The following is a 24,661-nucleotide window of genomic DNA, read 5'->3' as shown; positions in this document are numbered from 1 at the left end:
GGGTCGATTCGTTTGAGTTTCGAATTTGAATGAGGTTTTCAAGATAGTCGTTACCGATAAATAATTCAGGGCACTCATCAAAAAAGCCGATTTGCACCAGACACTCTTTCGCAAGATTTTAGTATTCACAGGCTATGATATTTAGATGAATACTATTTAATTTAGTATTGCTAAAAATTATAGATAATGATAAAAGGAAGAGGGGCTCAGACTCAGGTGAAGAATAGGTTCTTAATGCATGAATATGTGCAAGAACACTTAGAGGGAATAGATGAATATGATGATGGTGCACCTCCAACTAAGTACATCCCCATTTTTCCTAAAACTATTGTCAACAAAGTAGAAAGCCCAGATGTTGGGATGGAGTTTTCTATGAATCCTTATCAGGGCTGTGAACACGGGTGTATTTATTGTTACGCCAGAAACTCACATGAATACTGGGGCTACAATGCTGGTTTGGACTTTGAAAGAGTTATCCTTTATAAGGAGAATGCTCCTGCTCTACTTGAAAAGTACTTTCAGAAGCCCAAGTACCAACCGGCAACTATTGTGCTTTCTGGCAATACAGATTGCTATCAACCCATTGAACGAAAGTTGGGAATCACCCGAAAGCTCCTTGAGGTATTTTTGAAGTATAAACATCCTGTTGGCATCATCACCAAAAATGTGTTAGCAACCAGAGATGCCGATATTCTTTCCGAGTTGGCCAAGGATAATTTGGTCACTATTATTTTCTCCATAACCACAATGGATGAAAAAGTAAGAAGGAAACTTGAACCCAGAACCGCTACTACACAACAGAAGCTAAGGGCTATTGAAACATTAAGCCGACTTGGAGTGAACTGCAATATTATGATCGGGCCGATTATTCCCGGTCTGAATGATCACGAAATCCCAAATATTATGGAGGCAGCTTCAAAGGCTGGTGCTAAGAGTGCCAGTTTTACCATGGTGAGGCTGAATGGTCAAATCGGCCAGGTTTTCGAGCATTGGGTGGAAAGGGCTTTTCCTGACAGAGCAGATAAAATACTCAACCAGATTAAAGGTGCGCACAATGGAAAGCTGAACGACAGTCGTTTTGGAGCCAGAATGCGAGGTGAAGGGCTGATGGTAGAATCCATTCATCAGCTTTTTGCTGTGAGCAAGGCGAAGTACTTCGGCAACACTCATCACAGACCTCCTTTAAGAACCGATCTATTCGTGAAGACAAACAGGGGGCAAATGGGGCTTCTTTAAGGGAGTAGCTATTATTGAGTACAGCGTATTGAGATTATGAGCTATAAATAATCAGTTTATAGCTCATGAAATGGTGCTTTTGTGAGCTATAAAGCCTTTAACTTTATTATTTGTCAAATATTCAAAAGTATTCAGAATTATGTAGATTAGATTATGGCGAACTTCAAAAGCATAAATGTGCCTCTTACTGATGAAATGAAGCGTTTTGTTTCAGAGCAAGCTGGTGATGGCACTATGTATTCCACCCCAAGTGAATATGTTCGCGATCTAATACGGCATGATCAGGAGAGAAAAGAAGCAGAAGCACTTCGAGAGTCAATTCTGGAGGGATATCAAAATATTGTCGAGGGTAGGTTAACTGTCTTTACTGGTAACCTAAGAAGGGATATTGGTTTGAGATAAAAGCTTACTAAGGCTTAAAATTCTATTTTAATTGTTTTCGTTGCCCCAAGGTTTTGAGCTGGAACATATTTCAAATAAGCATAGATTTTGATCCAAACCTTCTCCATTAAGATGTCATCAATGGATTTACCCGTTTCTTCAGCCTCTCGTTCCAACCAAACTGGACTTTCCTCAAGGATTTTCTGTTTTGCCTCTGGATCGATAGGTAAGTCGAATATTTGAGCATTTATAAATTCGCTATTGTAATGAGCTTCTTCTGTTTCTTTTGTTCGAAGCACCTCAATACTACCTAAGTCAGATTTGTTGAACAAAATGACCTCGTTTTGATCTTTGAAAGGGTCAATATACCAGAAGATCGGAACATTATTGAGCAGCCCGACAAATCGATTTTTAAAGGATTCGAACAGACCTTTTTCAACTTGATAGTTAGGAATAAAACCTTCTATTTTTCTCATTAGACTGGAAGGGTGATAATTTCGGAATAATACTATTTCGAAATCGGATTTTTCAAGTGAGTCAACGAAGACGTTGGATTCTTTTATTACTTCAAACTCTCGAGAGGAGTGCTTCTCAAAGGATTCTTTAATCTTCCTAAATAACAAAAGGTCAAGGGTAGAGCGTATTTTTTCTGAGAAATACTCTATCGTGCCATACGTTGGGACAGGCCAATTGGGCAAAAATGATCTTCTGAAATGTACTTCATTAGTATAGACTCCTATATGTCCCTTTTTGTCATCAAATTCAGTCAATTCTTGTGAGTAGTTGACCTCAGCAAATTCTGAAATTAGCTTTAGAAAAATGGATTTGTCGCTGAGGTTCTGTTCTATACTAACAATCAAATTTTGGAATACTCCCTCTGGAATCTTGGTTAGTTGTTCTAGGTCTTGTAAACTGCTTTTAACGACCCTAGATATTTTACTAAGGAGCGCAGATATTTGTTCTAAGTTTTTTTGTGAGAAATTCTTCTCTTTCCATCTCTGATTCTCATTCTTTATCATCGAATCTAACCTCTCCAGTCTATATTCATATGACTTCAATTCCTCCGCATTTTTATCATCAAAGTAACCCTGAATAATGTTGTCATTCTTGACGTAAAACTTGTATTCATATTTCAGTACATATTTCAATGAAAACAATATGAGAATGTTTATTAGGTGATCAGTCTCATATTTATCAGAAGAGAAAATCAGTTGATTGTTAGTTTGAAGATGGCGATTGAGAAAAAGATTTAGCGTTTGATCTAACTGAATGGGAGCATACTCTGGAGACGACCAAGATGAACTGAGCTTATGAGGAGTATTGTTCTCGAATATATAGTTTACAAAATCGAACCTATCTTGGCTAATTGAGTAAAGTAAAAGAAGAAAAAGGGTGTTTTTTTCTAGGTTAGCTTTGTATACTATTGATAACCTAGCCTTCTCTTTCTCAACTTTCCAGTTATTCTCTTCTGACTTATATACATTGATCCAATCAGTTTTGAAAAATTCTGCTACCTGATTTCTGTAAATATCCAGAGACTCCAAGTCATCTATTTTTGATTCATCAATGTATTTAATCTTGGTAATGAGCTTGTCCCTTTCTTTAAAAACCATATCAGTTAACACCCCCAGACCGACTTTATGTGCTTGATCAAAATGAATTTCATCAAGTAGATTTGTGAAATCCGATGATAAGGGTATTCTGTGTTTTGAGGTTATCGATTCAATGTATCTTTTCTGAAGTATCAAATCTTCATCAAAAGTTGATAGTAACATATTGAATATATGACCTTGAACAAGACTTGAATATTTAGGTGGAAATGACTCCTTAAAGATTAGGTCTATAGAATTGAATAAGTCCGCTCGCCAAATAAACTCTAATTCAATTTTACCCCTTTTTAATTCATAAGCTTGATTTTCGAAAATCCAGAATAACCTCCTTAATACAGATTGTGTCTCTATTTTTGATTCTTCCATTTGCGACACGTAGACCATTAAGTTGTGATAAATCTGGCCAACCAAGATGTCTATAGAATAGCCTCTAACATTGCGAGCCTTATCCCAAATAGAGTAAAAAAGTTGTAGAAGCTTTTCCAGAAAGGATTTGGAATCTCTTCTACGACCACTTAATCCAAGGTCTATTTTTTGGTCTATTAATCTAGGAGGTTCACGTTTGATCGGTCTTGAGGAAACACCGATCTGCCCACTGCTGAGTAAATCGGAAAAAGAAAGTCTTTCAACTGGGTTCTGCTCAATGAGCCTTGGTTGAAATTCTCGTTCCGGATCGAAAATTTCAAAAAAAAGACTTTCGTCTTTGTCAATAAGTTCAAATAGTTTCTGAAGTCGCTTATCAAGCCAATCAATCGTATTAATTACGGTTTCATAGTCTCCTTCAGCTAGCTTTAATACCAGTGCTTTGGTTATTCTTTCAAATGATTTGTAAAAATCAAGATTGGCCATTCAAGAGTTGGTCTACTTTATTCTGCTCTTTTTTGATTAATTCTCCACTAAAGTCAGAAATATATTTTTCCATGAAATTGATGAACACCCAGAATCTTTGAATGAACCAAAAGATTATGATGACAATAGGAAATTCTATAACTCTGTTGGAGCCAGTCCATGAGATCAGCACAACTAATCCCATGATGGCCATTCCTTTTTTGAGGTGTTTATAAGGTTTGCTATCAAAAATTAGCTCTCCAATTTCCCCCTCATTGAACGCCTCTTTTGCCGAATGGCTAACTAGCTGAATAGAAAGTGGTAAAGCAATTGCCACTATAGAAGCCAATACGGTCGCTGAAATTGGTAATATAAGGTTGTTGTCTGAAAAGACTTCAAAGTGGACTTCAGGAGGAATACCAAGTGGAACCGAGAAAATTAGTATCAATAGAAAGATCACAATCAAAACCGTAATTGAAGAGATTGTTATAAGAAGTAGCTTTAAAATATTGAGGAATAGTTTGATGTTCATTGTAGGTTCAAATTAAGATTTTTCTACAAATCAATCTTGAATCCTAGAACATAAAACTAAATATTATAGCTTCCTTAACAATCCCTCCAACGAGCAGCTTTCTTTCAACTTAGCTTTTAATTCATCGATAGAAACACGGATTTGAGATAGATCATCTCTATCTCTAATGGTTACTGTGTTGTCTTCCAAAGTGTCATAATCTACTGTAACGCAGAATGGAGTACCGATGGCATCTTGTCTTCTGTATCGCTTACCGATAGCGTCTTTCTCATCGTACTGACAGTTGAAATCGAACCTCAAGTCTGAAAGAATTTCTCTAGCTTTTTCAGGCAGACCATCTTTCTTCACCAACGGAAGAACCGCTACTTTATAAGGAGCCAAAGCTGCAGGAATTTTCATCACAGTTCTTTCGCTGCCATCTTCTAAAGTCTCTTCAGTGTAAGCCGAAGACATTACAGCCAAGAACATACGGTCGAGACCAATTGAAGTCTCAATTACATAAGGCACGTAAGACTTATTCTCTTCATGGTCGAAGAACTGAAGCTTCTTACCCGAAAGCTCTTCATGCGCTTTTAAGTCGAAATCGGTTCTAGAGTGAACCCCTTCTAGCTCCTTGAAGCCCATCGGGAAGTTAAATTCTACATCAGTAGCAGCATTGGCATAATGCGCTAGGTTTATATGATCGTGGAATCTATAGTTGTCTTCACCTAAGCCCAAAGCTTTGTGCCAAGCAATACGCTTAGCTTTCCAGCTTTCGTACCAAGTCATTTCCTCACCTGGCTTCACAAAGAATTGCATTTCCATCTGCTCAAATTCTCTCATTCTGAAGATGAACTGACGAGCAATAATTTCATTTCTGAAGGCTTTACCAATCTGCGCAATACCGAAAGGCAACTTCATTCTACCGGTTTTTTGCACGTTTAGGTAGTTCACAAAAATACCCTGAGCCGTTTCTGGTCTCAAGTAAATTTTGTTGGCACCTTCTGCTACAGAACCTAACTCTGTTGAGAACATTAGGTTGAACTGGCGCACATCGGTCCAGTTTTTAGATCCAGACACTGGGTCAGCAATACCAAGTTCTTCAATCAATGCTTTTACATCGGCTAAATCTCCTTTAGCAAGGCTGCTTCCTAACCTAGTTTCAATCTCATCGATTTTATCTTGGCTGCGCTTTACGTTAGGGTTAGTAGCTAAAAACTGTTCTTTGTCGAAGGAATCGCCAAAACGCCTCTGAGCTTTGGCTACTTCCTTTTCAATCTTGGCTTCGTACTTTTTGATCACGTCTTCAATCAGTACATCGGCACGATAACGCTTCTTAGAATCTTTGTTATCAATCATTGGGTCGTTGAAAGCATCTACGTGACCAGACGCTTTCCAAGTACTAGGGTGCATGAAAATTGAGGCATCTATACCTACAATGTTCTCATTCATTTGTACCATGGCTTTCCACCAATACTCCTTGATATTATTCTTTAGCTCAACTCCATTTTGGCCGTAGTCATAGGCAGCCGCCAAACCATCGTAAATTTCACTTGAAGGGAAAATGAAGCCATATTCCTTTGCGTGACTAGTAATTTTCTTGAGCAGATTATCGTCATTCTGTGCCATGCCGCAAAGATATGTAAATCACTTTCAACAAAGCCAATGGGAGTTCAAAAATGAAAAACATGAATAAACCTATAATTCGGCAGAATATGGCTCGTTTCTGGTGAGCACTTTTTTGAATTGAATATATTTAGGGTACTGAATGAAACCAGTTATTTAAGATTATCAGATTTTTAAACTGTTTTGACCTTATCTCTAAAGGGATAACAGCTTAAAAATCTCACAACTCCCTTTAAGGATGGGCTAAAGCGTGTGATTTGAAAATGTGATGGTTTCATTCTTTTTGAAAGAGTAATATGAGCAGACGACTTCTATACATTTTAGGGGCAATATTCTTTTTGGTTTTGGCTATTGTAGGCTTCAATCAGTACAGATTATACCAAACCAAACAGTATAGTCCGGAAGAAACTGCTGAGTATATCAGCACCGATGTGGCGGTGAAGGTTTTTTACAACAGACCTTCTAAAAAAGGCAGAGTCATTTTCGGAGACCTGGTTCCTTATGGTGAATGGTGGAGAACTGGAGCTAATGAGGCTACCCAAATTGAACTAACACGCGATATTCGTTTCGAAAATGGAGAGACCCTTTCTGCAGGTAAGTACTCGCTGGTTACCATTCCTAATGCCAACGAATGGCAGGTAATTTTCAACTCAAAAATTCCAGATTGGGGAACAGACTACGACCCGCAGTTTGATGTGTTAAATGTAGTAGGTCATGTAGAACGTCTGCCGCAAACCGTAGAGGTTTTCACCATAGATTTTACTGAAGAAAATGGTCAGCCCAGACTTACTATGGCATGGGATAATACCAAGGTCACTGTTCCTTTTTGGCCCTCTGATTAAACCTTGCTGCGCTTTAGGCATCAAAGAAGCGAACAACAACAGCAAGAAGATGAAAACATTTATCGAAATTATTGCAATTGCCATCATGGTCGTGGCATCTCAAATGGCCTTCGGTCAGAGCAAAGAAAAAACACTTTTAAGAACGGAACAGCTAGCAGCTAGGCTAGAGTTGAATGATACCCAAAAGGCTCAGTTAGATAAAGAATTCAAGGCTAATGAAGAAGCCAGAAAGCAAAGAGCCGAAAAGTATAGAGCACTGCGTGAAGAAATGAAGCGAGATGCTTTTGTGGAACGACAGGCACAGCACGAAAGACTAAAAGAGATTCTTACTCCTGAGCAATTGGAGAAACTTAAAGCCATGAAATCTGAAGGTCAACGCAGAGGAAAGGCCAGATTTCAGGATCGCAGAGGTGAGCGAATGGACAGAGCTAGAATTGAGCAGTTCAGAAAACGCAGACCAATGATGTATAAGCAGCGAATGGAAAGGCTGAAAGAAATGAAAGAAAAAGAAGAAGGAGGAGGCAATTAAGCCTCCTTTCTTATTTCAGTTTGGTGTGAACAGTTAGTCCGTTGGTTAGAGTTTTGTGCACTGGGCATTTATCTGCAATCTCCAAAATGCGTTTCCTTTGCTCCTCAGTTAAATCTCCGCTGAGCTCAACATATCTATCTATTACCTCAATTTTACTGTGCTCGCCAAGGTCTTCTGCATCTTCCGAATGACGCTTTTCTCTACTCAGATGTACTTTCACTTCATCTAACGGCCACTTTTTATGTTTGGCGTACATCCTAATAGTCATGGCAGTACAAGCTCCTAGAGACGAAACCAATAAATCGTAAGGGGTTCCTCCCAAATTGGTTCCTCCAACATCTTTAGGCTCATCGGCAAGTATGAAATGCCCGTTAGCCATTATTTCGGTTTGCAAACCGCGATGTGCTTCATTTCTCACTACTACCTGTTCGTCTGTTTCTAAGGCACGAACTTCTTCGAAACTTACATACCTAGCTGCCCAAGCGGCTATAACTTCGCCCGCATATTGCGCATCTTCAGATTTGCTGAGTAAATGATCTGCACCATCGAGAGATATAAAACTTTTAGGATGCATGGCCGAAGTATAGATTTTCTCAGCGTTGCTTACATCTACAGTATCATCTTGAGGTGAATGCATAATGAGTAATGGCTTTTTGAGCGTCTTGATTACATCGGACTTTTCGTATTCTGCCAAATCATCTACAAACTGCTTCTTTATAGTGAAGGGTCTTCCCCCTAAAGAAACGGTGGCCTCTCCTTTCTCTTTAATTTCATCGATAGATTCTTGAAACAGGTGTTTTACGTGAACCGGATCTGAAGGTGCTCCAATTGTAGTGATGGCTTCGATATTTTTAAGCTTCGCAGCTGCCATTAATACTGCAGCACCTCCTAAAGAATGACCTACAAGCATTTTTGCTGGACCATAATTTTCTTCTAAATACTCGGCAGCAACAATTAAATCTTGCACGTTACTAGAGAAATTGGTGTCTTCAAATTCTCCTTCACTTTCACCTAAGCCCGTAAAGTCGAAACGAAGAACCGCAATGCCTTTGGAGGTCAGCCCTCGGCTAATGTGTGTAACCGCAATAAGGTTTTTAGAACAGGTAAAGCAATGTGCAAATATGGCGTAAGCACGAACCCTTCGGTCTGTGGGAAGTTCGAGTTTCGCGGAGAGTTGCTCTCCGTCTTGATTAGGAAATTTGAGCTTGATGGTTTTCATTTCAAAAAATTAGTGGCTTGTATTTTAAAGTCTTTTCTGGTTAAAAAGTTTCATTATTCTGTAAGCCAACCGACTTGAATGTACTACCTCAAGTAAGGGTAATTGCTTTGAACACTGTTTTATGAGCAACTACCTTTTTAAGGCACTCTCAGCAAGGGTTAAAAACTCAGCGATTGGAGGAGATTACTGAACAACCTTAAGAGTGTTATAAATCAGAAGCTACCCATTGGGTGGCTTCTTTCATTTTGGCTTTCCTTAGCGCTTCTAAACAAATATCTTTGCACTCGGTTTTTCCTGAAGAATAACAGCAAATGGCAAAAAATACAATTGGGGTTTTACTAGTAAACCTAGGTACTCCAGACAGTCCTTCTACTGGCGATGTAAGAAAGTATTTGAAGGAGTTTTTAATGGATGGAAGGGTAATTGATATTCCTGTTGTGCCCAGAACAATGCTTGTAAAAGGCATTATAGCTCCGTTTCGTGCACCAAAAAGTGCGAAAGAATATGCTAAACTTTGGGAAGATCGTGGTAGCCCGCTGAAGTTCTATGGCTACGATGTCCGCGATATGCTTCAAGAAAAGTTAGGCAGTGACTATAAAGTAGCTCTTGGTATGCGTTATCAAAGCCCGAGTATAGAAGAGGCTTTGGAAGAACTGAGAGCAGTGAATGTAAGCCGAATTATAGTTGTTCCGCTTTTCCCTCAATATGCTTCTGCTACAACGGGTTCAGTTTCTGAGAAGGTGAACAGTATTGTGAACAAATGGCAGATAATTCCTTCCATTACGCATATCAATCAGTTTATGGATCACCCGAAGTTCATTGAGGCTTTTGCTGCCAATGGACGAGAAATGATGAGTAAGCAAGATTATGATCACATCATTTTCAGTTATCATGGAGTTCCGGAAAGGCATATAAAGAAGGGTTCAGTCGGTAATCAGTGTCAGCTGAGCACCTGTTGTAATGTTTTCCATGAGAGAAACAGATATTGCTACCGCGCACAGTGTTTCTATACTTCGCGTCTTTTAGCTGCTGCTTTAGGCTTGAAGGAAGATCAGTACACTACTACATTCCAATCTCGATTGGGTAAAGACCCGTGGATTCAACCCTATACGGATGAGTTTTTAAAAGAGCTTTCTGAAAAAGGAAAGAAGAAAGTGCTAGCCTTTTCTCCAGCATTTATTGCCGATTGCTTAGAAACTACTCTAGAAGTTGGTGAGGAATTCAAAGAGGAGTTTATGGAAGCTGGCGGAGAGGTTTGGGACCTAGTTCCGAGTTTAAACGATTCTCCTGTTTGGGTAGATTGCTTGGAAGATTTAGTAAGGAAGTCTTAATATTTGAGGTCATTCAGAGGGAGGCCTCAAGCCGACCGAAGAATCCCCAAGTGTACTGTACCAGACGAGGGAGATTCTTCAGTCGCCTCATCCCCGATCTTTCTCTTTCTGAATGACGCGATTAATTGGCCAGAGCAATTTGCTTAGTAATCAGAGCAGCATCGGTAAGTCATGCTGTTCCCGAGGATTCGGGAGAAGCATCTTATCAAGCTATACTTGCCTTGCTACATGGATAAGATTCCTCGCTCACTCGGAATGACATAGACGTGAGAGCATCAGGCGTAACAGCTTTTATCTAATGAAAACCTCTTGTATACCTTGTGTATCTACCGAAATCAGCATCTGTAAGTCTTGCTGAGGCCCCGAAGTATCGGGGGAAGCAACTTATCAAATCTTACAGATTTTTCATCGAGGATAAGATTCTTCACTGTGTTCAGAATGACTTAGACGAGAGAGCATCAGGCACAACAGTTTTTGAAAGGCACATTGTTATTAGGCATTCTGTTAAGTAACCAAAGCATCATCGGTAAGTCTTGCTGAGGCACGAAGCATCTTATCAAGTTAGCAAGACCTTCTTTGAGGTATGACGACTAGTTAGCCAGAGCAATTTGCTCTATTCTGAGTAGCTCTAAGCTGCTATTACAGCTTGCTGATTCTGTGAGTAGTTCCACTTTTGCTCTAACCTGAAGGCCGTCTTCCTGATAGCTTGGTGGTAAATATGAAGGCTTATACTGTTGGCCGTTGAACAAAAGAAGCCAAGCGCAATCTTCAAATCCAGGTACATCTCGAACATCCTCAACCGTGGCTTCAACCTCTACAATATCGATATCATTATCTGAACAGCTCAGGCTGCCAAGTAAGAAGAAAAGCAAAAGGAATGCTCTTTTAGCCATTATACCGCAACTGGTGATAAAATCTCTACCAATTTCTCTACGGTATAATCTACTTCTTCGGCCGTGCTATACTTGCTAAATGAAAAACGAATGCCTTGCCTGTTCGGGTCGGCTTTTATGCCATTCAATACATGAGAGCCAGTGTTTGCTCCACTAGAACAAGCGCTTCCGCCAGAAGCAGAAATTCCGTTAATGTCTAGGCTGAACAACAGCATACCGTTGTTTTCGTGTGGAGGAAAACTCACATTCAACACAGTATACAAACTACTTTCAGGGTTAATGTCTCCGTTAAATTGAATATCCGAGAAGTTCGCTTTGAGCTTTTCAATCATTCTATCTTTTAAAGACTGAACATGACTGCGGTGTTCGTCCATGTGAGAATAGGCTAGCTCCAACGCTTTGGCCAAACCTACAATTCCGTATACGTTTTCGGTTCCACCTCTGCGGTTTCTTTCTTGGCCACCACCTTCTATGAATCGGCCGATTTTACGGCTATTGCAAACTCTTAGGAAGCCTACACCTTTAGGTCCGTGGAATTTATGTGCTGCACCCACCACAAACTGACAGTTCAGTGACTTGAGGTCGTGCTTGAAGTGGCCCATGGTTTGGACAGTATCAGAATGGAAAGTAGCGCCATATTCTGTCGCCATTTCTCCAATCTTCTCAATGTCGTTTTTGGTGCCTATTTCGTTGTTGGCGTGCATGATGGTCACCAAAGAGTTTGGGTTGTTTTTCAACAACTCTTCTAGGTGATCCATATTAAGGTGGCCTTGAGCATCTAACTCTACATAGCTCGCTTTCACCTTGCCTAATTCTACCAACTTGTCTACCGTATGACCTACCGCATGGTGCTCAATTGAAGTGGTAATGATGTGCTTTACATCATAGGCATTCACCATTCCATTGATGGCTGTATTGTCTGCTTCAGTACCTCCAGAAGTAAAGAATATTTCTGCAGGAACCGTGTTTAGCAATTCAGCTACTGTTCTTCGGGCGTATTCAATTTTAGTTCTAACCTCTCGGCCATGGGCGTGAGTAGATGATGGATTTCCATACATATCCAGCATCAAAGGCTTCATTACTTCGAATACTTCCGGGTCTAGCGGAGTAGTTGCAGCGTTATCGAAATAGACTTTCATAGGCTAAAAATTAGTTGGCCACGATTTCTCGTATATCAGACATTATCTTCTGAGCCAAGTGTTCTGCTGTAGCAGCCGACTCAGATTCTGCATATATTCTAATGATAGGCTCTGTGTTCGACTTTCTCAAGTGAACCCATTCCTTATCGAATTCAATTTTTACACCATCAACTGTGTTGATAGGTTGTTTTTTGTATTGCTCCTTCATTTTGGTCAATACCTTGTCCACATCAATTTCAGGTGAAAGTTCGATTTTATTCTTTGAGATGTGGTAGCTTGGGTATTTCGCTCTGAGCATTGAAACTCTCTTGCCAAACTTAGCTAAGTGAGTTAAGAATAGCGCAATACCTACCAATGCATCTCTTCCATAATGAAGTTCAGGGTAAATGATACCTCCGTTGCCTTCGCCACCAATCACAGCACCTATTTCCTTCATTTTCACTACCACATTTACCTCGCCTACAGCAGAAGGCTCATATTGGCAACCATACTTCTCAGTTACATCTCTGAGGGCACGCGTTGAAGAAAGGTTCGAAACGGTATTTCCTTTAGTCTGGCTCAGCACATAATCTGCCACAGCAACTAGGGTGTATTCTTCTCCGAATACACTTCCAGACTCGTCTACAAATGCAAGACGGTCTACATCTGGGTCTACCACAATACCTAAGTCGTATTTACCACTTTCTAGCATGGAGCTAATTTGCCCTAAGTGCTCTGGTAACGGCTCAGGGTTATGAGGGAATTGACCATTTGGCTCACAATAAAGTGGTTCAACAGTTTCAACCCCTAAAGCTTTCAACAATGGCAATACTGAAATACCTCCTGTAGAGTTAACAGCATCTACCACAATTTTGAACTTAGCTTTTTTGATGGCTTCTACGTCTACCAAAGGCAGGGCTAAAACCATCTCAATATGTTTTTGAATGTAAGAATCGTTGGTAGTTACTTTTCCAAGCTTCTTAACATCGGCAAATTTGAAATTATCTTTTTCAGCAATCTCTAGAACTTCTTTCCCATCATCTCCGCTAATGAATTCGCCCTTATCATTTAAAAGCTTCAAGGCATTCCACTGAACAGGGTTATGGCTGGCTGTTAGAATAATTCCTCCACCAGCTTCTTCTAAAGGAACAGCTATTTCTACGGTTGGAGTTGTTGAAAGACCGAGGTCTACAACGTCTATTCCTAAGCCAATAAGTGTGGAAGAAACCAAGTCGGATATCATTTGGCCAGAAGGTCTGGCATCTCTACCAATAATGATCTTCTTTTTGCCTGTTTTTGCTACTACCCAAGATCCGAACGCAGCAGCAAATTTTACTGCATCTACAGGGGTTAAGCTTTCGCCTACGGCACCACCAATGGTTCCTCTAATTCCAGAAATCGATTTTATAAGTGTCAATGTCCTATTGTTTACTCAGGGATAAAATTAAAAAAAAGCACCTAACAATAGGGCTTTAAAAAGTCGGTATGAAAATATGGTTTACTTGAATTGAGCCAAAACCTTGTCAACCTCATTGTCTGGGTTTCCACAAGATTCTCCTTCTTTCATTTCCTTTCCACAGAAGCCACATTTTACTCCTTCTTTGTTCAGGAATGGGCTTTGCGAAGCACATGTGCCTTTAAACTCACCGTTTTTTATCAACAGAAGTCTTACAGACATCCCCACGAAAAACAGCCCTATCAATACCAGTGTCAGAATTAACGTTGTCATAATCGACTTATTTGGTGCAAATTTAATATTACTGTTTGCATAACACTACCTTTGTGCCAGAAGTTTCTCACCACTAATCAGACGTATGATTATCCCCCCGAAAGACGAACGTAGAAAGGAAAAACTAGAGGCTTTTAACCGCCTGCTTACTATTATGGACGAGCTAAGGCTTAACTGTCCGTGGGATAAGAAGCAGACGTTAGAATCTATCAGGCACTTAACCATAGAAGAAACTTACGAACTGTCTGATGCCATTCTCAACGAGAACATTGAGGAGATGAAGAAAGAGATTGGTGACTTGATGCTGCATATGGTTTTCTATTCTAAGATTGCCGATGAGCAGAAGGCTTTCGATGTGGCCGATGCGCTCAATTCCATTTCTGACAAGTTGGTTCACAGGCATCCACATATATATGGAGATGTGGAGGCCAATGATGCTGAAGCGGTAAAGGCCAATTGGGAGAAAATTAAGCTGAAGGAAAAAGGCAATAAATCTGTATTAGGCGGTGTGCCGAATTCATTACCCGCTTTAGTAAAAGCCATTCGAATTCAAGATAAAGCTAGAGGAGTTGGCTTTGATTGGGAAAAGAAAGAACAGGTTTGGGAGAAGGTTGAGGAAGAAATGCAGGAGTTCAAAGAAGAATTCAATGCAGAGGCCGAAGTCATAGATAAAGAGAAAGCTACTCTAGAGTTTGGTGACCTGCTTTTCTCTCTAGTAAATTATGCCCGATTTATAGGCATAGACCCTGAAGAAGCCTTAGAAAGAACTAATCTGAAATTCATTAAGCGTTTTCAGTATTTAGAGACAGAGTCGAAGAAAGACGGCAAGAACATCAGTGAGATGAGCCTCGAAGAAATGGATGTATATTGGGAAAAAGCCAAGCAACTTAAATGAGCTTTAAGAGACTACTAGGTAAGTTTTTAGTCTGGCGGATTCGCCATTTGAGCACCAGAAACTTTGTGATCATGGTGGGTGGTCTCGTAGGCGTTGTTGGTGGTATTGCTGCGGTAACTCTGAAAAGTGCAGTTCACTTTATTCAAGAGCTCATTAAGCATATTAATGTAGATTACTCTTACCTGTTTTTTCCTGTATTCGGTATTGTTGTTACCGCTCTTATTGCCCGGTACATGTTCCGAGAGCAACTTGGTCATGGTATTACTTCCATTCTTTTTTACATCTCTAAGAAGTCTAGTATCATTCACAGGAATAAGATGTTCAGCCGAATGATCACCTCAGGAATCACTGTAGGCTGTGGAGGTTCGGTTGGTTTGGAGGCTCCAATTGTGGTAACAGGATCTGCCATTGGCTCTAACATAGGCCGATTGATGCACCTCAACTACAAGCAACGAACCTTAATGATTGGTTGTGGGGCGGCCGCTGCAATTTCTGGAATATTTAACTCGCCAGTGGCGGGAGTCATCTTTAGTATTGAAGTAATTCTGACAGATGTTACCATTGCTGCCTTTATACCGCTGCTCATTGCTTCGGTTCTGGGCTCATTGATTTCCATGCTTCTACTAGGAAAAGATGTGCTTTTCTCTTTTGAGCTTACCGATCCGTTCAGTGCGGCAGATTTTCCATTCTATCTTCTATTGGGAGCTATTTGTGGTCTAGTCTCAGTTTATTTTTCCAGAACCACCCTCTGGACAGAGAAAATTATAGGTAAAGTGAAGTCGGTCTTTCCTAGGGCTATTATAGGTGGGCTTGCCCTTACCGCTGTAATCTTTGTTTTAGCACCGCTTTATGGTGAAGGCTATGACTCCATCAAACTTTTACTTCAAGGCCGAGTGCAAGAAATTGTTTCTTCTAGTGCCTTGTTCTCCCGTTTTCAAGATCCATGGTTTATTGTGGTGTTTGGATTGGCTATTATTTTAATGAAGCCTATAGCCACTGGTTTAACGATTGGCGCGGGAGGAAATGGTGGAATTTTCGCACCATCGCTCTTTATTGGTGGAATTACAGGCTTTGTTTTTTCTCAGACCAATAACCTGCTTGGTCTGAATCAAGGCTTATCTATTAGCAATTTTACCTTAGTGGGTATGTGTGGCGTAATGAGTGGCGTACTGCATGCACCGCTTACTGCCATCTTCCTTATTGCTGAAATCACCAGTGGCTATACACTATTCTTACCCCTTATGCTCGTGTCGGCCGTGGCCTATAGCACCAACAGTTATTTTGAGAAATACTCCTTCTACACCGCTAAGCTGATTAAGTCTGGAGACTTAATTCCTTCTCACGATAAAGACAAGCAAGTACTAAGTTTAATCAGTATTGAAAAGATGATTGAAAGAGACTTGCTCACCATTCATCCATCGCAGACATTAGAAGATTTGGTTAGCCTCATCAAAAAGTCGAGAAGGAATATTTTCCCTGTCGTGAATGAGAATGACGAGCTAAAAGGTATCATTACCCTTGATGATGTCCGTGAAATAATGTTCAATTCAGATTCTCAAAAAAGTTTAATTGCTGAATCCTTAATGCACCGACCCCCAGAAACAGTGCAATCCGATGAAAAAATGTCTGAGGTGATGGCAAAGTTTGAGAAAACTGGTGCTTGGAACCTACCAGTTATCGATCACGGTAAATATGTAGGCATCGTTTCTAAGTCTAGAATCTTCAATGCCTACAGAACCAAGCTCAGAAGGCAGAATAAAGAGTGAGTCGCTTCTAGCTCTTTAAGTCGCTCTATTTCAATGGGCTAATAATGGTCTAATCCGCTGCTTATTGAATTCTTGCTGAAAGTTATCAACAGAAATTGACTTTGAAGAAAAGGGTATAACTTGCTGATATTCAGTTGTTAATATTGGATAGGTGGAAAACTGTGGATAAATATTGGAAAATGTGGAAAAAAACAGAGGTATTTTTTTGAATCTTTTTTTTGTCTAAATATCGCTCTAGAATTTGGGACAATAGCTCCTTATAACTGTTTAATTTTTGGTCCATTAGCTTAAACGATTTTGGATTTTCAGCTTATTCCTAATAGGCCTTCAGTGGCTTGTAGGCTAGTCAGTTCAAACTTGTTCCATGTTAAGACAACATTAACTCGAAATCATACAATCTCCCATCACTGATTACATAGTGGTAATTTTCAGTTTACATTAAACTGCCTTGGATGAAATTGTCATGAAATAATACAATTCTGAAAATGATTGTATGAACATAGAATTTAGGGCTTCTACTCAGCATTTTATGAACGGTCTAACTTTATTATTCCCTTCGCGTTTAATTTGGGCATGCGTTACTTCGGTCTCATACTTTTGTTTGCGCTAGTAACTTCCTGTTCAGAAAAGCGGAGAATGGAAGTTGTTAAGTTCGAAGCCCTCCAAGACATTATGGAGACCAATTCTGAAAAAGTTGAGGTTATTAATTTTTGGGCCACTTGGTGTAAACCTTGTATTGCTGAGATTCCTTATTTCCAAAAACTACACGAAACGAATGACGAAGTAAGAGTAACGCTGGTTTCACTAGATTTTGCAGATGAGTTTCAAAAGAAGGTGATGCCATTTGTAGAGAAAAACGGCATTTCGGCAGATGTCATTCTGCTCGATAATATTGATTACAATTCATGGATAGATAAGGTAGACCCATCTTGGAGTGGGGCTATACCAGCAACTTTGGTGATCAACCATAAAAATGGAAAGCGAAAGTTTGTGGAAAAGGAGTTGGAAGAAGGGGAAATAGAGTCAATCGTAATGGAATTAACTGATTAAACTATAGAACCATGCAAGCCTTAAAAGCATTAGCGCTTACGGGAATTCTACTGTTGTCCAACTTTGGAAGCAAAGAGAATGGCCTTGGTGTTGGCGACAAAGCAGCCGACTTTAACCTAAAGAATGTAGATGGTAAAATGATATCTCTTAGTAGCAATAAGGCGGCTAAGGGTTACATTTTGGTTTTTACTTGTAATACCTGTCCTTATGCCAATATGTATGAGCAGAGAATAATAGACTTACATAATAAGTATGCAGGCCAAGGCTACCCTGTTTTAGCTATACAGCCGAATGATACAGGAAAGTCTCCGGGAGATTCTTTCGAGAATATGCAAGCAAGAGCAAAAGAGAAGGCCTATCCCTTTCCGTATGTCATTGATGAAACACAGCAAACCACTACTACTTATGGTGCTACTAATACACCACAGGTATATGTTTTGAATAAGGTTTCGGACAATAATTTTAGAGTGGAGTATATTGGCGCTATAGATAATAACAGTAGAAATGCATCTGCTGCCAGCAAGCATTATGTTCAAGAGGCAGTAGATAGCCTGATTGCTGGGGCCGATGTATCTACAAAAAGCACGAAAGCTATTGGCTGCACTATTAAGTGGAGCAATTAACCAATCAGAGTTTACTTGATAAGAAGGGCGGTGTCAACCGCCTTTTTTTATAGGCTCAGCTCTGAGTTGCTGATAAGTTTTAGAATATCATCCAGATATTCTCTGGTATTAGAAAGGCGGGGCACTTTGTTCTGACCACCAAGCTTTCCCCTTCTTTTCATCCACTCGTAGAAGGTGCCTGGTTGCGCCATGTGTACAATTGGTAAGCCTAAGGCTAAACTTTTGTGTCTCTTGGCATCGTAATCTGAGTTGATTCTACGAAGTGTTGCATCCAAAACTTTTGTAAACTCCTCTAAGCTGCTTGGCTCTTGTTCAAATTCTACAATCCACTCGTGAGAAGCTTTTTCTTCGCCTCCAAAGTATTTAGGGGCTGCAGTAAAGTTGTTGATCTGAGCGCCAGTTTGTTCACATGCTTCAGAGATCGCGCGTTCAGCGTTCTCTACTACTACCTCTTCGCCAAAGGCATTGATAAAGTGTTTGGTGCGGCCAGAAATCTTGATTTTATACGGGTCCGTAGAGGTGAAAACAACTGTATCACCAATCATATACCTCCAAAGGCCTGCATTAGTAGAAATAAGAATGGCATAATGCTCGCCAACTTTCACTTCATCTAAGCCAATCACTTTTGGGTTCTCCTTGTGTATTTCAGGATAAGGAATGAACTCGTAGTAGATTCCGTAATCCAGCATTAGTAGCATGTCGTCAGAATCAGGTTCAAACTGAATTCCAAAAAATCCTTCAGAGGCATTGTATGTTTCCATATACCTCATTTTATCTGAAGGAATCAGCTTCTGGAAAATGCTTCTGTATGGCCCAAATGCCACTGCTCCATGAAAGAAGACCTCTAGGTTTGGCCAGACCTCCGTGATGTCTTTGGCTCTTTTTAATTCTATTATTCGCTGAAGAAGAACTATTGTCCAGGTTGGTACTCCAGAAATGCTGGTAACATTTTCATCCATGGTTACCTCTGCCATTTTCTGAATCTTAGACTCCCACTCATCCATTAGCGCAATGTCTAATGTTGGAGTTCTAACAAAGCGTGTCCAATAAGGCAGATTAGACATGATTACTGCTGACACATCGCCATAGAACGACTCACTATTGCTATCGTGTTGGTTTACTTGTTGGCTGCCACCAATGGTAAGCCCCTTTCCATCGAACATTTTAGTGTCTGGAAAATGATTGCAATAAATGCTCAAAAGGTCCTTTCCACCTTTAAAATGGCAATCTTCTAATGCTTCATAAGAAACAGGAATGAACTTGCTACGAGCATTGGTGGTGCCAGAAGATTTAGCGAACCACTTCACATCTGAAGGCCAGAGCAGGTTCTGCTCTCCAGCCATGTTTCTTTCTATATATGGGCTTATTTCTTCATAGGAAAACACTGGAATCATTTTGCGGAACTGTTCCACATTGTGAACATCGGCAAAACCGTAAGTACGACCGAATTCAGTGTTTCTAGCCGTAGTGACTAGCTTTTTGAACAACTCATCCTGAACATCATGAGGGTATTTCATGAAGAGTTCAATTTGGTGCATGCGTTTCTTCATGACCCAAGTAAGGATGGAGTTGATAATGGCCATTTAGATTTTTCTTTTTAGCTCGAAGTGTTGGCCAAGATACACTTTTCTTACCTGTTCATCAGCAGCTAACTCCTCTGCAGTTCCAGCTTTGAGTAGTTTTCCTTCGAACATCAGGTAGGCCCTATCGGTAATTGAAAGTGTTTCTTGTACGTTATGGTCTGTAATTAGAATTCCGATGTTTCTGTTTTTGAGCTGAGCCACAATGCTTTGTATTTCTTCTACCGCAATAGGATCTACTCCTGCAAATGGCTCATCTAATAGAACAAAACTCGGATCTACGGAAAGTGCTCGGGCAATTTCGGTTCTTCTTCTTTCTCCTCCGGAAAGTACTCTACCGAGGTTTTTCCTTACATGAGTTAAAGAAAACTCTTCTAATAGAGACTCCATTTTCTCTTTCTGCTCGGCCTTGCTGAGTTTGGTCATTTCTAACACAGCCATAATGTTTTGCTCTACCGTAAGCTTTCGAAAAACCGAAGGTTCTTGTGCTAAATAACCAATGCCCATTTGAGCTCGCTTAAACATGGGCAGGGGTGTAATGTCTTCTTTATCGAGATGAATTCGCCCTTCATTGGGTTTTACAAGCCCTACAATCATGTAGAAAGTGGTTGTTTTACCAGCACCATTGGGGCCTAAAAGTCCTACTATTTCTCCCTGGTTTACCTCAACAGATACGCTGTTAACAACTTTTCTCTTTTTATAGGTCTTAACCAGATTGTCAGCAATGAGCTTCATTCATTAAAATTTAGTCGTCAAACTTGATGTCTTTGACAAAGAGCTGAAGGGTTTTGTGCCCTCTAAAATCATTTTCTTCTACCGTAAAGGCCATCTGAAATTTCAGTCCGCAATTTACAAGATCGTAATATTCGCCCAAGCCAAATCCTATGGCATCGTAAGCAACATTAGTGCCTTCTTGTTTTGCAGTGAACTTAAGGTGCTGTTCTTTCAAAAGTTTAACATTTGTAGCCTGAATTTGCTCTGTCATGAATACGGGCTGCATGTTCTGAGGCCCGAAAGGAGCCATCTGATTTACCACGTTGAAAAACTTCCGATCAATTTCTTCTAAGCGAATAACGGTGTCAATATAAAGCGAAGGAATGAGTTGCTCATCCGTAATTTGGCGAGCCACCACTTCTTGGAACTTCTTTTGAAATGCTGCCACATTATCTACAGACATGGTTACTCCTGCCGCATACATGTGCCCGCCAAATTGCTCTAGCAAGTCAGAACATTCGGAAATGGCGGCATAAACATCAAAACCGTCTACAGACCTTGCCGAGCCAGTCACTTTATCGTTCGATTCAGTAAGAATTACGGTAGGGCGATAGAATTTCTCTATACAGCGAGAAGCCACAATTCCAATAACTCCTTTGTGCCAATCTTCTTTATATAAAACGGTAGCCTTAGCATGTGTTAGACTATCGTTAGTAGTAATCATCTGGATGGCCTCTTCGGTAATGGTATTGTCAAAGTCTCTACGAACATCATTCTTGGTGTTCACCATATCAGCCAGGAGGTTGGCTTCTTCTTCGTCTTTTGCCAAAAGTAAAGCCACGGCAGAACCTGCATGATCCATTCGGCCAGCTGCGTTGATTCTTGGGCCTATGCCGAAAACAATTCCCGAAATGGTCAGGTCGCGGTTTCCTTTACATAAATCGATCAGTGCTTTTAGCCCAGGCCTAGGAGACTGATTTAGTTTCTTCAATCCGAAATAGGCTAATACTCTATTCTCTCCTGTAATAGGAACAATGTCTGAGGCAATGGAAACAGCCATTAGGTCTAGAAACTGATATAGTTCTTCAATCTCAAAACCGCTTTGCAGACAGAAGCCATGAAGTAGCTTAAAGCCTACCCCACAGCCAGAAAGTTCTTTGTATGGATAATTACAGTCTACCTGTTTTGGGTCTAATACAGCATAGGCATTTGGAGTCTCCTCTCCAGGTGTGTGGTGATCACAAATGATAACATCTATGCCCAGTTCGTTTGCTAGATCTACTTTTTCTAGCGCCTTTATGCCGCAATCTAGTGTTACAATAAGTGAATAACCGTTCTGAGATGCATATCGAATACCATCTTCCGAAACACCGTAACCCTCTTTATATCTGTCGGGAATATAGTATTCTAGCTTTTGATAAAACTTAGAAAGAAAGCCGTAAAACGTGGCCACTGCGGTGGTGCCATCTACATCGTAATCTCCATAAACCAAAATGCTTTCTTCGTTGGCAATGGCCTCCGTTAAGCGATTGACCGCCCTGTCCATGTCCTTCATTAAGAAGGGGTCATGTAGTTGGTCTAAAGTTGGTCTAAAGAAAGACTTGGCTTCGTTGAAAGAGCTTATACCCTTTTGATTAATCAGCTTGGCCAGTGTATGGCTCACGTTTAATTCTTGCTGAAGGGTATTTATAGCGTCACCATCAAAATCCTCATTAAAAATCCACCTCTTCTGCATTCTCTAAATTTAAAGGATATTCAGGTTTATTGTATAAAAAAAGCAGTGCCTGTGTTAGACACTGCCTTTAGTAATGTAAAAATATTATTAGTTAGAGCCAGAAACTCCTGGTAAAACGTCTTTTAAAGGCACTCTTTGACCATCTCTGTAAGGAACAATCCAAGCATCTTCAACGCCCATTTCTCTTAGGTATCTCTTTAGCACGTTTGCGTCTTCATAATTTCTGAAGTTGCCAATTACGTACTTTCTCAAGTCGTCTGCGCCTTCTTCAGAAAACTCCTTAGATGAATTAGCATACTTCTCTAAATCCATTTTTCTGAAGGCTCCTACCTGAACTTTGAAAACCACTCCAATTGAGAAGTCTTCACCATTGATCAGATCTGGGTTATAGGCAGGTCTTTTTGATTGGTCAGCTTTAAGCTTTTCAATCTCATTTTGAGCCGCTTGATAAGCTGCCTGCATTCTAGTTACCTGCTTTTGAAGGTCGCTGATTCTCTCGTCTTTGGAAGAAACTTGAGACTCTAAGCTACTGATATCACCCTCCATGCTGGCAATCTCTGCTTTTTGGCTAGTGTTTTCTTCATAAAGAATCATGAAGTCTTCTGGAGACATCTTCTTCTTTTTCTTCTTCCACTCTCTTTTTTCCTTCTTAGTCAATGGTCGATTTTCAGAAGTTTGAGCTATGGCTACGCTAGCCACCATAATTCCCAAAATCAGAGTAAATAATGCCTTTTGAGCTTTCATAGGAGTTGGTTTATCAAATTCTTTGTGTACAAATTAGCTTATTCTTATCAGCTTTTCAAACTACCAATCATATCCTCAGGTCTTACCCATTCATCGAATTCATCGGCAGTTAAATAGCCTAAGTTCACTGCTTCTTCTTTTAGAGTAGTCCCATTTTCGTGAGCTGTTTTGGCAATTTTCGCAGCCTTTTCATAGCCAATTTTGGTGTTCAATGCAGTAACCAACATTAGCGAGTTATTCAGGTGTTGTTGAATGCTTTTGTGGTTTGGCTCTATTCCAATAGCACAATTCTCTTCGAACGATACACAAGCATCACCAATCAAACGAGCAGACTGTAAAACGTTGTATGCCATTACCGGCTTAAATACGTTCAGTTCGTAGTGGCCTTGAGTTCCGCCAACGGTTACGGCAACATCGTTACCCATTACCTGAGCACAAACCATGGTCATGGCTTCGCACTGCGTTGGGTTTACTTTTCCTGGCATTATAGAAGAGCCAGGTTCGTTTGAAGGAATAATGATTTCACCAATTCCTGAACGAGGGCCAGAAGCTAACATTCTAATGTCATTGGCAATTTTATTTAATGAAACAGCAAGTTGCTTTAAAGCACCATGAGTTTCTACAAGTGCATCGTGCGCAGCAAGTGCTTCGAATTTGTTTTCTGCAGAAACGAATGGAAGACCAGTAAATTCAGCAATTTTCTTTGCTACCAAATCAGCATAACCTTCTGGAGTGTTAATTCCCGTTCCTACCGCTGTACCACCAAGGGCAAGTTCAGAAAGGTGATCTAATGTATTTCTCAATGCTTTCAACCCGTGATTTAATTGAGAAACATAACCAGAAAACTCTTGACCTAAAGTAAGCGGAGTAGCATCCATCAAATGAGTTCTACCGATTTTCACCACTTTCATGAAAGCTTCAGATTTAGCTTTCAAAGTGTCTCTTAGCTTTTCAACACCCGGAATGGTAGTTTCTACCACCATTTTGTAGCAGGCAATGTGCATTCCTGTAGGGTAGGTGTCGTTAGAAGATTGAGACTTATTCACATCGTCATTTGGGTGAACCAAACTTGTGCCTTCTCCTAGAGTGTTACCAGCAATTACATGAGAACGGTTAGAAACCACTTCATTCACATTCATGTTCGACTGTGTTCCAGAACCTGTTTGCCATACTACTAATGGAAACTGATCGTCATGCTGACCATCAAGAATTTCGTCACATACTTTAGAAATAAGGTCTCTTTTCTCTTCACTTAAAACACCTAATTCGCAGTTAGTATGAGCAGCTGCTTTTTTAAGGTAAGCGAAACCATATACCACCTCCAGTGGCATACTGGCTTCAGGACCAATTTTGAAGTTGTTTCTTGAACGTTCGGTTTGAGCACCCCAATACTTATCGGCAGGTACTTTTACCTCACCCATTGTGTCTTTTTCTATTCTGTATTCCATAGTGTTCTGTATGTTTTTCAGAGGAAGCCAAAATTAGGCATTGAAAGCCTGTAATTGAAAGGAATTCAATCTTATTCACCGATAACTACTTAAAGGGTAAAAGTTTTGGTCGAACCGTACTGACGTTTACCGAGGCGGGGCGTTCGTTTACCGATTTCTCTAGTCGTTGAAGTACCCAACAAGCGTACATTTGAGTAGTCAAAAACAAAAAACAACGATTTGGATCAAGGTTTGGTCGCCTGAAGCCCAAAAG

The 24,661-nt window shown here is 40.2% G+C and carries 22 protein-coding genes; 9 read left to right on the top strand and 13 right to left on the bottom strand.

Annotated elements, in window-relative coordinates; all coding sequences use genetic code 11:
• Positions 1-186: 186 nt before the first annotated feature.
• Positions 187-1,236, top strand: a complete 1,050-nt coding sequence (locus AWW68_RS04090) for a PA0069 family radical SAM protein (RefSeq protein ID WP_157717521.1) — start codon at positions 187-189, stop codon at positions 1,234-1,236.
• A 153-nt stretch (positions 1,237-1,389) separates the two neighbouring features.
• Positions 1,390-1,638, top strand: a complete 249-nt coding sequence (locus tag AWW68_RS04085) for a ribbon-helix-helix domain-containing protein (RefSeq protein WP_068216863.1) — start codon at positions 1,390-1,392, stop codon at positions 1,636-1,638.
• 14 nt (positions 1,639-1,652) lie between these two features.
• Here the strand turns inward: AWW68_RS04085 and AWW68_RS04080 are convergent, their stop codons facing one another.
• From AWW68_RS04080 to AWW68_RS04070, 3 genes are all read right to left on the bottom strand, one after another.
• On the bottom strand, positions 1,653-4,076 hold the full coding sequence (locus AWW68_RS04080) for a hypothetical protein (protein ID WP_068216861.1): 2,424 nt from the start codon (positions 4,074-4,076) through the stop codon (positions 1,653-1,655).
• Complete coding sequence (locus AWW68_RS04075) at positions 4,063-4,587, bottom strand: hypothetical protein (protein WP_068216859.1); 525 nt, start codon at positions 4,585-4,587, stop codon at positions 4,063-4,065. The genes AWW68_RS04080 and AWW68_RS04075 overlap by 14 nt, the downstream gene beginning before the upstream one ends.
• Before the next feature lie 63 nt (positions 4,588-4,650).
• Positions 4,651-6,195 carry a glycine--tRNA ligase gene (locus AWW68_RS04070; RefSeq protein ID WP_068216857.1) on the bottom strand — a complete coding sequence of 515 codons (1,545 nt, stop codon included), beginning with the start codon at positions 6,193-6,195 and terminating at the stop codon, positions 4,651-4,653.
• A 293-nt stretch (positions 6,196-6,488) separates the two neighbouring features.
• On the opposite strand from AWW68_RS04070, the gene AWW68_RS04065 reads away from it, so the two are divergent.
• Positions 6,489-7,034 carry a DUF2911 domain-containing protein gene (locus AWW68_RS04065; RefSeq protein ID WP_068216855.1) on the top strand — a complete coding sequence of 182 codons (546 nt, stop codon included), beginning with the start codon at positions 6,489-6,491 and terminating at the stop codon, positions 7,032-7,034.
• Positions 7,035-7,083: 49 nt separating this feature from the next.
• On the top strand, positions 7,084-7,563 hold the full coding sequence (locus AWW68_RS04060; protein ID WP_068216848.1) for a hypothetical protein: 480 nt from the start codon (positions 7,084-7,086) through the stop codon (positions 7,561-7,563).
• A 10-nt stretch (positions 7,564-7,573) separates the two neighbouring features.
• Here AWW68_RS04060 and AWW68_RS04055 read toward each other — a convergent pair whose 3' ends face one another.
• On the bottom strand, positions 7,574-8,782 hold the full coding sequence (locus AWW68_RS04055; RefSeq protein ID WP_068216846.1) for a bifunctional alpha/beta hydrolase/OsmC family protein: 1,209 nt from the start codon (positions 8,780-8,782) through the stop codon (positions 7,574-7,576).
• Positions 8,783-9,093: 311 nt separating this feature from the next.
• Here AWW68_RS04055 and hemH point away from each other — a divergent pair, with 311 nt between their 5' ends.
• Positions 9,094-10,113 (top strand): ferrochelatase, encoded by a 1,020-nt coding sequence (gene hemH, locus AWW68_RS04050; RefSeq protein ID WP_068216844.1) that lies wholly within the window; start codon positions 9,094-9,096, stop codon positions 10,111-10,113.
• A 590-nt stretch (positions 10,114-10,703) separates the two neighbouring features.
• On the opposite strand, the gene AWW68_RS04045 is transcribed toward hemH, so the two are convergent.
• The 4 genes from AWW68_RS04045 to AWW68_RS04030 form a co-directional block, all read right to left on the bottom strand.
• Entirely contained in the window at positions 10,704-11,006 is a 303-nt protein-coding gene (locus tag AWW68_RS04045) for a hypothetical protein (protein WP_068216842.1), read from the bottom strand.
• A complete protein-coding gene (locus tag AWW68_RS04040; RefSeq protein ID WP_068216840.1) occupies positions 11,006-12,145 on the bottom strand; it encodes a cysteine desulfurase family protein in 1,140 nt (379 codons plus the stop codon). The genes AWW68_RS04045 and AWW68_RS04040 overlap by 1 nt, the downstream gene beginning before the upstream one ends.
• A 10-nt stretch (positions 12,146-12,155) precedes the next feature.
• Positions 12,156-13,541 (bottom strand): phosphoglucosamine mutase, encoded by a 1,386-nt coding sequence (gene glmM / locus AWW68_RS04035; protein ID WP_068216838.1) that lies wholly within the window; start codon positions 13,539-13,541, stop codon positions 12,156-12,158.
• A gap of 81 nt (positions 13,542-13,622) precedes the next feature.
• Positions 13,623-13,853: a hypothetical protein gene (locus AWW68_RS04030; RefSeq protein WP_068216837.1), complete on the bottom strand. Its 231-nt coding sequence runs from the start codon at positions 13,851-13,853 to the stop codon at positions 13,623-13,625.
• Positions 13,854-13,938: 85 nt separating this feature from the next.
• On the opposite strand from AWW68_RS04030, the gene mazG reads away from it, so the two are divergent.
• The 4 genes from mazG (at position 13,939) to AWW68_RS04010 (ending at position 18,187) form a co-directional block, all read left to right on the top strand.
• Complete coding sequence (gene mazG, locus AWW68_RS04025) at positions 13,939-14,748, top strand: nucleoside triphosphate pyrophosphohydrolase (RefSeq protein WP_068216835.1); 810 nt, start codon at positions 13,939-13,941, stop codon at positions 14,746-14,748.
• Positions 14,745-16,514: a chloride channel protein gene (locus tag AWW68_RS04020; protein WP_068216833.1), complete on the top strand. Its 1,770-nt coding sequence runs from the start codon at positions 14,745-14,747 to the stop codon at positions 16,512-16,514. The genes mazG and AWW68_RS04020 overlap by 4 nt, the downstream gene beginning before the upstream one ends.
• A 636-nt stretch (positions 16,515-17,150) precedes the next feature.
• Positions 17,151-17,564, top strand: coding sequence for a TlpA disulfide reductase family protein (locus tag AWW68_RS04015; RefSeq protein WP_068216831.1), 414 nt, complete (start codon positions 17,151-17,153; stop codon positions 17,562-17,564).
• An 11-nt stretch (positions 17,565-17,575) separates the two neighbouring features.
• Positions 17,576-18,187: a thioredoxin family protein gene (locus AWW68_RS04010; RefSeq protein WP_068216829.1), complete on the top strand. Its 612-nt coding sequence runs from the start codon at positions 17,576-17,578 to the stop codon at positions 18,185-18,187.
• Positions 18,188-18,234: 47 nt separating this feature from the next.
• Here AWW68_RS04010 and AWW68_RS04005 read toward each other — a convergent pair whose 3' ends face one another.
• The 5 genes from AWW68_RS04005 to fumC all read right to left on the bottom strand — a co-directional run bounded on the left by AWW68_RS04005 (position 18,235) and on the right by fumC (position 24,408).
• Entirely contained in the window at positions 18,235-19,770 is a 1,536-nt protein-coding gene (locus tag AWW68_RS04005) for a GH3 auxin-responsive promoter family protein (protein WP_068216828.1), read from the bottom strand.
• Positions 19,771-20,502: an LPS export ABC transporter ATP-binding protein gene (gene lptB / locus AWW68_RS04000; protein ID WP_068216826.1), complete on the bottom strand. Its 732-nt coding sequence runs from the start codon at positions 20,500-20,502 to the stop codon at positions 19,771-19,773. It lies immediately after the preceding gene.
• 10 nt (positions 20,503-20,512) lie between these two features.
• Positions 20,513-22,216, bottom strand: coding sequence for a single-stranded-DNA-specific exonuclease RecJ (recJ, locus tag AWW68_RS03995; protein WP_068216824.1), 1,704 nt, complete (start codon positions 22,214-22,216; stop codon positions 20,513-20,515).
• Between the two features lie 87 nt (positions 22,217-22,303).
• Complete coding sequence (locus tag AWW68_RS03990; protein ID WP_068216822.1) at positions 22,304-22,960, bottom strand: hypothetical protein; 657 nt, start codon at positions 22,958-22,960, stop codon at positions 22,304-22,306.
• A gap of 47 nt (positions 22,961-23,007) precedes the next feature.
• Positions 23,008-24,408 carry a class II fumarate hydratase gene (gene fumC / locus AWW68_RS03985; RefSeq protein WP_068216820.1) on the bottom strand — a complete coding sequence of 467 codons (1,401 nt, stop codon included), beginning with the start codon at positions 24,406-24,408 and terminating at the stop codon, positions 23,008-23,010.
• Positions 24,409-24,661: the final 253 nt, after the last annotated feature.

Origin of the sequence: Roseivirga spongicola (assembly GCF_001592965.1) — a bacterium.
GTDB lineage: Bacteria > Bacteroidota > Bacteroidia > Cytophagales > Cyclobacteriaceae > Roseivirga > Roseivirga spongicola.
This window is presented reverse-complemented; position numbering and strand designations above follow the sequence as displayed.

Coding starts and splice junctions, on each gene's coding strand:
- AWW68_RS04090 (WP_157717521.1), top strand. CDS start 187: ATGATAAAAGGAAGAGGGGCTCAGACTCAGGTGAAGAATAGGTTCTTA.
- AWW68_RS04085 (WP_068216863.1), top strand. CDS start 1,390: ATGGCGAACTTCAAAAGCATAAATGTGCCTCTTACTGATGAAATGAAG.
- AWW68_RS04080 (WP_068216861.1), bottom strand. CDS start 4,076: ATGGCCAATCTTGATTTTTACAAATCATTTGAAAGAATAACCAAAGCA.
- AWW68_RS04075 (WP_068216859.1), bottom strand. CDS start 4,587: ATGAACATCAAACTATTCCTCAATATTTTAAAGCTACTTCTTATAACA.
- AWW68_RS04070 (WP_068216857.1), bottom strand. CDS start 6,195: ATGGCACAGAATGACGATAATCTGCTCAAGAAAATTACTAGTCACGCA.
- AWW68_RS04065 (WP_068216855.1), top strand. CDS start 6,489: ATGAGCAGACGACTTCTATACATTTTAGGGGCAATATTCTTTTTGGTT.
- AWW68_RS04060 (WP_068216848.1), top strand. CDS start 7,084: ATGAAAACATTTATCGAAATTATTGCAATTGCCATCATGGTCGTGGCA.
- AWW68_RS04055 (WP_068216846.1), bottom strand. CDS start 8,782: ATGAAAACCATCAAGCTCAAATTTCCTAATCAAGACGGAGAGCAACTC.
- hemH (WP_068216844.1), top strand. CDS start 9,094: ATGGCAAAAAATACAATTGGGGTTTTACTAGTAAACCTAGGTACTCCA.
- AWW68_RS04045 (WP_068216842.1), bottom strand. CDS start 11,006: ATGGCTAAAAGAGCATTCCTTTTGCTTTTCTTCTTACTTGGCAGCCTG.
- AWW68_RS04040 (WP_068216840.1), bottom strand. CDS start 12,145: ATGAAAGTCTATTTCGATAACGCTGCAACTACTCCGCTAGACCCGGAA.
- AWW68_RS04030 (WP_068216837.1), bottom strand. CDS start 13,853: ATGACAACGTTAATTCTGACACTGGTATTGATAGGGCTGTTTTTCGTG.
- mazG (WP_068216835.1), top strand. CDS start 13,939: ATGATTATCCCCCCGAAAGACGAACGTAGAAAGGAAAAACTAGAGGCT.
- AWW68_RS04020 (WP_068216833.1), top strand. CDS start 14,745: ATGAGCTTTAAGAGACTACTAGGTAAGTTTTTAGTCTGGCGGATTCGC.
- AWW68_RS04015 (WP_068216831.1), top strand. CDS start 17,151: ATGGAAGTTGTTAAGTTCGAAGCCCTCCAAGACATTATGGAGACCAAT.
- AWW68_RS04010 (WP_068216829.1), top strand. CDS start 17,576: ATGCAAGCCTTAAAAGCATTAGCGCTTACGGGAATTCTACTGTTGTCC.
- AWW68_RS04005 (WP_068216828.1), bottom strand. CDS start 19,770: ATGGCCATTATCAACTCCATCCTTACTTGGGTCATGAAGAAACGCATG.
- lptB (WP_068216826.1), bottom strand. CDS start 20,502: ATGAAGCTCATTGCTGACAATCTGGTTAAGACCTATAAAAAGAGAAAA.
- recJ (WP_068216824.1), bottom strand. CDS start 22,216: ATGCAGAAGAGGTGGATTTTTAATGAGGATTTTGATGGTGACGCTATA.
- AWW68_RS03990 (WP_068216822.1), bottom strand. CDS start 22,960: ATGAAAGCTCAAAAGGCATTATTTACTCTGATTTTGGGAATTATGGTG.
- fumC (WP_068216820.1), bottom strand. CDS start 24,408: ATGGAATACAGAATAGAAAAAGACACAATGGGTGAGGTAAAAGTACCT.